7 protein-coding genes and 1 pseudogene are annotated in these 10,592 nt (G+C 63.5%); 3 read left to right on the forward strand and 5 right to left on the reverse strand.

Translation table 11 applies throughout. From position 1 onward, the window contains the following. Positions 1–121 precede the first annotated feature (121 nt). From ACVOLS_RS16785 to ACVOLS_RS16795, 3 genes are all read right to left on the reverse strand, one after another. The gene (locus ACVOLS_RS16785; protein ID WP_481546570.1) at positions 122–865 is read right to left on the reverse strand and encodes an SDR family NAD(P)-dependent oxidoreductase; all 744 of its coding nucleotides are present in this window, start codon (positions 863–865) and stop codon (positions 122–124) included. A gap of 76 nt (positions 866–941) precedes the next feature. Beyond that, on the reverse strand, positions 942–2,573 hold the full coding sequence (locus tag ACVOLS_RS16790; RefSeq protein ID WP_481546571.1) for an EAL domain-containing protein: 1,632 nt from the start codon (positions 2,571–2,573) through the stop codon (positions 942–944). A 96-nt stretch (positions 2,574–2,669) separates the two neighbouring features. Continuing rightward, positions 2,670–3,449, reverse strand: a complete 780-nt coding sequence (locus tag ACVOLS_RS16795) for a sulfite exporter TauE/SafE family protein (protein ID WP_481546572.1) — start codon at positions 3,447–3,449, stop codon at positions 2,670–2,672. Positions 3,450–3,598: 149 nt separating this feature from the next. Between ACVOLS_RS16795 and ACVOLS_RS16800 the strand changes: the two are divergent. Continuing rightward, positions 3,599–3,649: pseudogene (locus ACVOLS_RS16800) on the forward strand (hypothetical protein); the annotation flags it as partial. Position 3,650: 1 nt separating this feature from the next. Here ACVOLS_RS16800 and ACVOLS_RS16805 read toward each other — a convergent pair. Continuing rightward, positions 3,651–5,306: an EAL domain-containing protein gene (locus ACVOLS_RS16805; RefSeq protein WP_481546573.1), complete on the reverse strand. Its 1,656-nt coding sequence runs from the start codon at positions 5,304–5,306 to the stop codon at positions 3,651–3,653. Between the two features lie 377 nt (positions 5,307–5,683). On the opposite strand from ACVOLS_RS16805, the gene ACVOLS_RS16810 reads away from it, so the two are divergent. Then, complete coding sequence (locus ACVOLS_RS16810; RefSeq protein WP_481546576.1) at positions 5,684–6,082, forward strand: YchJ family metal-binding protein; 399 nt, start codon at positions 5,684–5,686, stop codon at positions 6,080–6,082. A gap of 281 nt (positions 6,083–6,363) precedes the next feature. Continuing rightward, positions 6,364–8,523: a lytic murein transglycosylase gene (locus tag ACVOLS_RS16815; protein ID WP_481546574.1), complete on the forward strand. Its 2,160-nt coding sequence runs from the start codon at positions 6,364–6,366 to the stop codon at positions 8,521–8,523. A gap of 96 nt (positions 8,524–8,619) precedes the next feature. On the opposite strand, the gene ACVOLS_RS16820 is transcribed toward ACVOLS_RS16815, so the two are convergent. Continuing rightward, entirely contained in the window at positions 8,620–9,795 is a 1,176-nt protein-coding gene (locus tag ACVOLS_RS16820; protein WP_481546575.1) for a benzoate/H(+) symporter BenE family transporter, read from the reverse strand. Positions 9,796–10,592 lie beyond the last annotated feature (797 nt).

Raw genomic sequence — 10,592 nt, forward strand, 5'->3', positions numbered from 1 at the left:
GACTACGTGCCCGCCACCATGACGGGCGTAGCCGATTTGTAAGCAATTCGTTAGGGGCAGACAAGCGGCAGCGTGTCAACGCGAACCTGAATCCGCGTAGTGAAACGGCAGTTACATCAGGTCATCGTGCTGAATAGCCACCGTCGACCAAGTGGTAGCTTCCGGTGATGAACGAGGCTTTGTCCGACAACAGGAAGCAGGTTAACGCCGCGACTTCCTCGGCCGTGCCCAGCCGCCCGGCCGGGTGCAGCGCCACCAGCCCGGCGTAGGCGCGGTCGTCCATGCTCTGCAGCAGTGGTGTATCGATGAAACCCGGGCCCACCGCATTGACCCGCAACCCGCGTGCGGAGTATTCCAGTGCCGCGCTCTTGGTCATGCCGACCAGAGCGTGTTTGGCCGCCACGTAGGCGGCAGCGCCGGCCCAGCCGTTGCTGCCCAGGATCGAGGCCATGTTGACGATGGCACCGCCGCCACTGGCAAGGATCGCTGGGATTTCGTACTTCATCGAATAGAACACGCCATGCAGGTTGACCCCGAGCACACGGTGCCATTCTTCCAATGGATAATCGGCGGTCTGCAGGCTGGCGCCGCTGATGCCGGCATTGTTGACCGCAAGGTGCAGGCCGCCGAAGCGCTCGTTGCAGGCGTTGACCATCAGCCGCACCGCGTCCGGGTCGCTGACATCCACCTGCAGGGCTTGCACCCGCTCGTCCAGTGACATGGCCACGGCGGTGGCAGCATTTCCGTCGATATCGGCGGCCAACACCCGCGCGCCGCGCGCCGCGAGTTGCCGCACCACCGCCTCGCCAATTCCGGAGGCGGCACCGGTAACCAGCGCAATGCTGCCGGAAAAATCCTGTTGCATGGAAAGCCTCCACAACTGCGGTCATTCCGCACGTGGCTAGGCTCCCGCGTTTGCCTTGCAGGCGCATTGCGTGGGATCAATCGGGACTGGTGACAGGTTTGTCCTTCGTGCCTGACTGCAGCGCTGCATGTTGCCCAGGATGCGTATGCAATGGCACGAATGCACTCAGATCGGCTGCTCGCATCGGCCGGCCAAAGAAATAGCCCTGTCCGTAGAGCACGCCCTTGCTACGGAAGAAGTCGGCCTGTTCCTGGGTCTCGATGCCTTCCACCAGGGTCTGCATGCCCAGGCTGCGTGCCAGCTCGATGATGTGGGTCGCGACCTGGCTGGTCACCGCCTCGGTGCAGGCGGTGGAGGTGAAACTCTTGTCCACCTTGAGGATGTCGAACGGATAGGTGGTCAGATAGGCGAGGCTGGAATAGCCGGTACCGAAGTCATCGATGGCGATTTCGATGCCCATCGCGTGGATCGCCGCCACCACGTCCTGTGCGCTGGCTTCCTCCAACAGGCCACGCTCGGTGGCTTCCACCACGAAGCGTCCATTGCCGGCACCGATGGCGCGTTGCATATCCGCCAGCAACTGTGGTGTTTCCATTGATTGCAGGTCGCGCGGCGACAGGTTCACCCCGAGGCGGAAGCGCGGGTACTGGCGGAAGAAGCCGCTCAGGTCCTGGACCACCAGTTCCAGCACCCGCCGGGTAACAAGCTGGATCAGCCCCGCATCCTCGGCAAAGGGAATGAAGCGGTCCGGTGGCACCACGGTGCCGTCCTCGTGCTGCCAACGCAACAGCGCCTCGGCGCCGATGCAGGTGTCGTCCTGCAGGCAGAACACCGGCTGGTACATCAGGAAGAAATGCCCCTTGTTGATGGCGCGCAGCAGTTCGGCACGCGTCGACCACTGCCGGCGGATCATCACCAGTGCCATGCCTAGCACCGCCAGCCCGGCAATGATGCCAAGCGGGATGAACCAGTGTGCGAACTGCGCCATGCGCGCATCAATTGCCGTCAGTGGCGTGGCCACGACTATCCCTGTGCCGCCGGGACGGAGCACGCGCCGCACCACCAGATAGCCAGCCTCCTCGTCAGTGAAGTGGCCGTCGTTGTCCTTGTCGACCGCCGTCGTGGTCCAGCGCTGCAGCAAGGTGCCCTGGCGCGCGGCGTAGCGGCCATCCATGCTGTTGAACAGGCCGAGTGACAGATCCGGGCGGGCGAATGGGGAGATCAGTCCGTCCGGGAAAACCAGCAGCGCGTAGCCGTCCTTCTCCAGAATCACGTACTCGCGACCGGACAAGCCGGGCACCTGCACCTGGGTATAGACCAGCACGCCGTCAGCTGCGCGCAAGGGATGGAGAGGCAGCACGATCTCCCGCATCAGTGCGCCGCCGGAGGAGCAGGCGACCTTGCCGTCCTGCAGGTACAGCGTGCTCTTGACGATGTGCGAGCTGATGCCGAAGCGCTGCATGCGCAGCAGCCCGGCCGGGCTGCAGGGGGCATCGCCGCTGCTGCGCATTTCCGCGCTCAGGCGCTCTATCACGTCGATGGTGCCAGCGACCTCGCGGCGGATGCTCGTCGAGACGTCATCCAGCAACACGTACTTTTCGCGGATGGCCTGTTTACGCGCCTGATGCAGCGAGTACAGCACCGGCACACAGGCAAGTATCGCGGCGGCAAGCAGTAGCAGCGCAGCGATTTGGTAGCGGTTCTTCATGGTGGCGCCATCCCCGGGTTGGCTTCTTACTCCGCCACTATGTGACGTACGTCAAGAAATTCCAGTGATGAAGATTTAGCTATGTGCAGGCGGGTTTCACGCCGGGCGGAAGGTATCCCAGGCCATGCGCGCGATCAGCACCACAACCAGCACCACAAAAAGCTTGCGAATCAATGGGGTGCCACCACGCAGGGCAAGCCGGGTGCCGGTCACCGCGCCCAGCACGTTGGCCGCCGCCATCGGTACAGCCAATGCCAGCAGCACATTGCCGCTGGGCACGAAGAACGACAATGCCGCCACATTGGTCGCCAGATTGACCACTTTGGAGGCGGCCGAGGCGCGCAGGAAGTCCAGCCCGAAGAACCGCACGAACAGGAAGATCAGGAAGCTGCCGGTGCCCGGCCCGAAGAAACCATCGTAGAAACCGATCACCCCGCCCATCGCCAGCGCGATCAGCAGCTCACGGCGGCCGACCTCGCGCGGCCGGTGCAGCGCGCCGAAGTCCTTCTTGGCCAGGGTATAGCCCAGCATCACGATCAGCAGGGTCAGCACCAATGGCCGCACCGCCTCCTTGGACAGCAGGGTCACGGCGGTGGCGCCAAGGAAGGAGAACGCAAACGCCGCGGCGGCCGCCAGCAACACCGGCCGCCATGGGAAGCGCACCGCGCGCGCATAGCGCAGCGCTGAGGCGCCGGTACCGAATACCGAACTGAACTTGTTGGTGCCCAGCAGGGCCGCTGGGGTCTGCTGCGGCAGGGCGGTGAACAAGCCTGGCAACTGGATCAAGCCACCACCGCCGACTGCCGCATCCACCAGCCCCGCGACAAAGGCGATGACCAGCAGCCAAGGTAGTTCGGGTGGAATCAACTCCAGCATGGCAACTCCGGCGCAGGGCGCGACAGCATACGCTCAGTGCGGCGGTGTATCGCTTGGAACGGTGCGGCGATGGAAGGGCGCAGACATCTCGCACCTTCCCCCGTGGCCGCTACCTCGTCGGCCAGGTCACAGCGGATGCCGAGTCGCTGATGCGTTCCCGCTACAGCGCCTACCTGCTCAAGCAGGTCGATCACCGGTTGGTCAGTTGCCACCCCTACAACGCTGGTACAGTGCCGACTGCGTGCGTCCAACGCACGGCAGCTGCCCGTGCAGCGCAGGTTGATACACACGGGTGTCGGCCGCCACAAACTGGAACAGCGCTTCGGCACTCATCGGCCGGCCGAACAGATAGCCTTGGCCATACAACACCCCCCGGCAACGGAAGAAGTCGGCCTGCTCCGTGGTTTCAATGCCTTCAGCCAAGGTTTGCATGCCCAGGGTGTGGGCAAGGTCGAGAATGTGCTCGGCCACCTGGCTGGTCACCGCCTGGGTGCAGGCGGTGGAGGTGAAGCTTTTGTCGACCTTGAGGATGTCGAACGGATACGTGGCCAGGTAGGCCAGACTGGAATAGCCGGTGCCGAAGTCGTCGATGGCCAGTTCTATGCCCAGTACGCGGATCGCGTCGAGCACGCTCAATGCACTGGTCTCTTCCAACAGCGCACGTTCCGTGGCCTCCACCACGAACTGACCACAGCCCGGGCCGATGTTCTCCAGCATCCCGCCCAGCAACGTCGGGGTCTGCTCCGATTGCAGATCGCTGGCAGCCAGGTTCACCGTAATGCGGAAGGCCGGCATGCGCCGCAGGAAGCTGTCCATGTCCTTTTCAACCAGTTGCAGCACTTGTCGAGTGATCTGCTGGATGAGTCCGGATTCTTCAGCGATGGGAATGAAGCGGTCAGGCGGCAGTACCGTAGCCTCCTCGTACTGCCAACGCAGCAGCGCCTCGGCGCCAATGCAGCGGCCATCGTGCAGATCGATCAGTGGCTGATACAACAGGAAGAAGTGGCCCTTTCTGAGCGCACGCAGCAACTGGTTGCGCGGTGAGAGCTGGTGCCGGCTGAGCAGCAGCACGCTCGCCAGCACGCTCAAGCCGATCACGATACCGGCCGGGATGAACCAACGGCCGAACCGAGCCACGCGCGTATCGATGTTGGCAACTGGCGTGGCGACGATCACCCCGGTGTCGCCGGTCTGCATGATGTGCCGCGTCACCAGGTAGCCAGCCTCGACATCCAGAAAATGACTCGGTGCGTGCGTAGTAGTGATTGGTGATGCCCAGTGATCGAGCATGACGCCGTCGCGAACGCTGTACCGGCCGTTGCGGGGAGTGAACAGGCCCAACGACAGGTCGGCGCGAACGAACGGCGCAATCACACCCTCCGGGTACACCAGCAACGCATAGCCCTCCTTCTCCAACACCGCATAGGTGCGATCATGCACGCCTGGCAGTCGCGCATCGGAATAGACACGGATGCCGTCAGCGCGCTTTTGTGACGCCGGCCCAAGCACCAGTCGCTGCATCAGCGGGTCGCTGGAAGAACAGACCACGCGATGGTTTTCCAGGTACAACGCGGCGATGGATATCTGGGTTCGCGCTGCTACCCGTTGTAGATGCTGGATGCCTGCAGGGCTGCACGCGGCTTCACCCCTGGCCGACATTTCGGCATGCATTCTGGTCAGCATGACGACTGCGTTGCGCACCCGTCGATCAAGCCCCTGCGCTACATCATCCAGTTCCTTGTACTTGTCGCCGATGGCTTGTTGTCGGGCTTGATGCAATGCGTAGAACACCGGAAGACAACCCAGCAGCAAACCTGCAAGCAGGAAAATTGCGGCGATCACATGGCGGCGTTTCATGGTTGCCCCATCCGGGGATTGGCGGGATTCGCGCAAATATGTGACGTGAATCGGCAAGAAAACAATGTGCAGACAACTGTCCACAAAAAGCGCGGATACACGCCGCCCAAGCTGTCCCATGCCATGTGCGCGATGAAAATAGCCGCCAATACAAGGAAAGGCTTGCGGATCAATGGCGTGCCATCGGCAGCGCCATTCACGTGCCGACCACGGCGACACGGACGCTGGCTGCTGCCATGGGTACAGTGAGTCCAGTGGCTACGACGGTCCGGGTGGCAACAACGCCCGCATGGCAACGCTGGCGCAGGATGCGCCGCCATACGCTCAGCGTCGGGCCATCGCTTGGAACTGCAGCGTCCGTGGATGAAAATGCAGTGATGCAGATATCTCCCACTACTCCCTGTCCCTGCGGCCGCGACCAGACCTATGCGGCCTGCTGTGGCCGTTACCACGCCGGCCAGGCTGCAGCTGACGCCGAGTCTCTGATGCGTTCGCGCTACAGCGCCTATGTGCTCAAGGACGTCGACTACCTGTTGGCCAGTTGGCACCCGGACACCCGCCCGGCGACGCTTTCGTTGGAAGACGCTCCCGGCCAGCGCACGCAATGGCTGGGCCTGAGCGTGAAGCGACAGGTAGTCACCGGCGAAGACACAGCTGAAGTCGAGTTCACCGCGCGCTATCGGGTAGGCGGTGGCAGCGCGGTAAAGATGGTCGAGCACAGTCGCTTCCAGCGCATCGACGGCCGCTGGTATTACCTCGACGCAGCCGGCACCTAGCCCCCTCCCTTGCGCAGCGCAGGGGAAGGCAGATAGCAGGAATCCATAGGTAGAGCCGAGCCATGCTCGGCTGGGGCCTTACCGGTGAAGCCTCTGCCGAGCATGGCTCGGCACTACGATTCCGCTCCCTCCGTTGTGCAAAGCGCAGGGGAGGGCTGGGGAGGGGTGCTTTTTGGCTCTTCGCAACGTTCAAATATCCCCGGCCTCGCGGCTCACGCCGCTCCCACAACCAAACGCAACCACACCGCTTATCATCAAGCTCCAGTGCAAGGAGCGTATGGATGAACCCGATCAACCTGCTGCGTGCAGGCACCACGCTGGCCGCGCTCACGCTGGCCTTCTCCGCCAACGCCGCGATCACCGACTTCGGCAGCTGCGGTGCCTCACTCAAGACCGCCGCCGTCGCCCAGGGCATCAGCGGCGAAAAATTTGATCAGGTTTTCAGCACTATCACCCCCGACCTGAGCGTGCTGCCGCTGCTCGATGCGCAGCCCGAGTTCACCACGCCTATCTGGGACTACCTGGCCTCGCTGGTCGACAGCCGTCGTATCGCCGATGGCCGCGCGCTGCTCACTCAGCACCGCGCGCTGCTGGATCAGGTCAGCGCCCAGTACGGTGTCGATCCGGCCACCATCGTCGCGGTCTGGGGCGTGGAGAGTGACTACGGCCGCGTATTCGGCAAGCGCCCGCTGCTGCAGTCCTTGGCCACCTTGTCCTGCAACGGTCGCCGCCAGCCCTTCTTCAAAGGCGAACTGCTGGCCCTGCTCAAGCTGATTGATAAGGGCGACTTGAACCCGACGGGCCTGACCGGCTCCTGGGCCGGCGCCTTCGGCCACACCCAGTTCATGCCGTCGACGTATGCCCGCATTGCCGTGGATGGCGACGGCGATGGCCGCCGTGACCTGGTCGCCAGCATCCCTGACGCGTTGGCCTCCACCGCCAATTACCTCAAGCAGTCGGGCTGGCGTAGCGGCCAGCCGTGGGGCGTGGAAGTACGCATCCCGGCCAACTTCAATGCCGCACTCGCCGGCCGCACCAAACGCAAGCCGCTGGCCGACTGGCGCGCGCAGGGAATCACTCTGGCCGATGGCAAAGCGCTGCAGGTATCGGCGATCGCTGACGACAGCAATGCGGCCTTGCTGCTGCCGGCCGGTGCCAAGGGACCGGCCTTGCTGGTGTTCCGCAACTACGATGCGATTTATTCCTATAACGCCGCCGAGAGCTACGCATTGGCGATCGCCACCCTGGCCGACCGCCTGCGCGGCGGCAGCGGTCTGAGCGCGGCCTGGCCCACCGATGACCCCGGCATCGGCCGCGATGAGCGTCGCGAACTGCAGACCCTGCTGCTCGCGCGCGGGCACGATATCGGCAGCGCCGATGGCATGGTCGGCACCGCCACCCGCCGCGCCATCCAGGTCGAACAGCAGCGCCTCGGCTGGAAGAACGCCGACGGCCGTGCCGGCACCCGCATCCTGCATGCGCTGCGCGACGCCAAGCCGGCGCAGCCCACCGCGTTCCGGCTGCCGCCCAATTACCAGCAACTTGTCCAATCACCGATCGTACGGAGCAACGTTTCAATGAAGGATGTGCAGGGCCTGAGCACAGGCGACTTCAAGGGTTTCACCGCCTGGAAGGTGGAAACCCCGTTCTCCACCGCGGCCATCAGCGTGTTCGGTGGGCAGTTGCTGTCGTTCGTGCCCAATGGCGGCCAGGACGTGATGTGGCTTTCGCCCAGTGCCAAGCAACCGCCCACGCCCATCCGTGGTGGTGCGCCGGTGTGCTGGCCGTACTTCTCGCGGCAAGGGCAGGGCAATGACGTGCCTGCGCATGGTTTCGTACGCACTGTTGCCTGGGAGCTGCGCGAAGCCCGTCGCGAAGCCGATGGCAGCGTGGTCTTGACACTTGCACCGCCGCCGATGGACAACCTCGGGCTGCGCCTGCAGATGGTGGTGCGCATCGGCCGCACCCTGGAGCAGGAGCTGATCACCGAGAACACCGGCAGCCAGGCGACCAGCTTCACCCAGGCCCTGCACAACTACTTCAACGTCAGCGATGCCTTGAAGGTGGATGTCACCGGACTGGACGGGCTCACCTACCTGGACAAGCTCGACAACGGCAACGCGCACGTGCAGAAGGGCGACTGGAACCTGCGAGACCCGCGTGATCCGGGTCGCAGCGATCGCCTCTACACCCAGGCCGGTGGCCGTTACGTGCTGCGCGACCCGGGCTTCAAGCGGGCCATCGACATCAGCACCAGCGGCAGCCGCACTGCCGTGGTCTGGAATGCAGGCGAAGCCGGGGCGGCAAAGATGGACGACATCGGTGCAGCGTGGCGCAACTACGTCTGCGTGGAGGCAGCCAACGCCGGACCGGATGTGATCGAGCTGGCCCCGGGCGGACGCCACACACTCAAGCAGGTGTTCGAGGTCAAACCGCTTTGAGCCTGGAAGCCCCTCTCCCGTCGGGAGAGGGGTTGGGGAGAGGGTAGGCGGAGCCTCCAGCCCTCAACAGTCACAGTGGGCTGGGCTGCCCACCGATCAGCGCCGCAGCACCAGCAAGGTGATCACGCCGGCCACCAGTCCCCAGAATGCAGAACCAATGCCGGCCATCGACAGCCCCGACGCCGTCACCAGGAAGGTCACCAGTGCCGGCTCACGCTCGGCCTCTTCCTTCAAGGCTACCGCCAGGCTGTTGCCGATGGTGCCAAGCAGGGCGATGCCGGCCAGCGTCGCGATCAGCTCCTTGGGGAATGCCGCAAACACCGCCGCCACCGTCGCACCGAACAGGCCGATCACGATATAGAACACGCCGGCACTCACTGCCGCCGTATAACGCCGCGCCGGATCTTCATGCACATCCCGGCCCATGCAGATCGCCGCAGTGATCGCGGCCAGATTCAATGCATAGCCACCGAATGGCGCCAGTGCAGTGTTGACCACCCCGATCCAACCGATCACTGGTGAAATCGGCGCGTCATAGCCCGAGGCCTTCAACACCGCCACGCCCGGCACGTTCTGCGATGCCATGGTGACGATGAACAAGGGCAGGGCGATGCCGAACAACGCCGCCCATGACAGCGTCGGCACGGTGAACACCGGCAGCGCCATCTGCAGCTGCACCTGTTCCATGTGCATCAGCCCCTTGCCGCTGGCGATCGCCACGCCCACCAGCAAGGTCGCGATCACCGCATAGCGCGGCAACCAGCGCCGCCCGATCAGATAGGTGGCAAACATCAGCAACACAAGCAGCGGTTGGGTATTTACCGATACAAAGACATCCAGGCCAAAGCGCAGCAGTACCCCGGCCAACATGCCTGAGGCCAGCGACACCGGAATCCGTCGCATTGCCTTCTCGAACACCCCCGAGAAACCGGCCGCCGTGCCCATCAACGCGGCCAGCACAAACGCACCGATCGCATCGGACAGCGGCAGCGTGGTCGCCCCGACCACGAGCATCGCAGCACCCGGGGTAGACCAGGCCGTCACCACCGGCACCCGGTAGCGCAGCGACAGACCAATACAGGTCACGCCCATGCCGATGCCCAACGCCCACATCCACGACGCAATCTCGGCCTGCCCGGCACCAACCGCCTGTGCCGCCTGGAACACGATCACCGCCGAACTGGCAAAGCCCACCAGCACCGTAATGAAGCCGGCAACCACAGCGGGCAGCGAGAGATCACGAAAGAACGAACGCGAAGCCGGATTGGTCATCTATATGGAGGTGCAACGGATCAAGCCGCATTGTGGCCCAGCAAGCCGCTCTAAGGTCCCAGACAAAAGTAGCGGAGCAATAACCCCTCTCCCGCTCGCGGGGTGAGAGGGGCAGCTTGCGAACCATTGGTTCGCTGCCCATCGAACGCCCTTGCGCCAGCGTAAGGGCCGGGGCGCGGAGCGGGGGTTGGGGTGAGGGCAGCTCTTCGCGCTGAAGCACGGCAGCGCCCAACCAGGTGAACCGAGCGTTCCGCACCACCCGCCCAGCAAGGCATCGACCCTTGCTCCAGATATGGTCCTCAGCAAGTAATGGGCGACAAAAGAGCGAAAGCAGGCTCAAGGCAACGCCGCACTTTGCCAACTCTGGCCCCAAGCCCTGATTTGCCGCTCTGCAACAAAAAGTGATTGCGATTTTCACAAAGATGTCTAGAATCCACCTCCTCGCTTCACGGCGCCGATCACAGCAGTGACCGACGCCAAGGAGCGACGTCACCAACCTCGAAACAGGGTGTTGACGGAAACAAAAAGCCTGCCATAATAGGCGGCTCGCTTCGACGAAAAGCCTTCGGGCCGACCTTGAAGCCGCCGAGTCAACAACCTCTCAAAAAGGTGTTGACGAAGCAGAAAAGCCGGCTATAATGGGCGGCTCGCTACGACGGAAACGTCGCAGCCTACGAAGACGGCGTTGAGGCCCGATTCGAAGTTCTTTGAAAGTATGCGCAGGTATCTTGTGAGGACGCCTGCAGGAATGGATGACTGTCCATCTTGCAGACGTTTAATCAAGCAATGATTCAATT

It is taken from the genome of Stenotrophomonas sp. STEN038, from assembly GCF_056759895.1.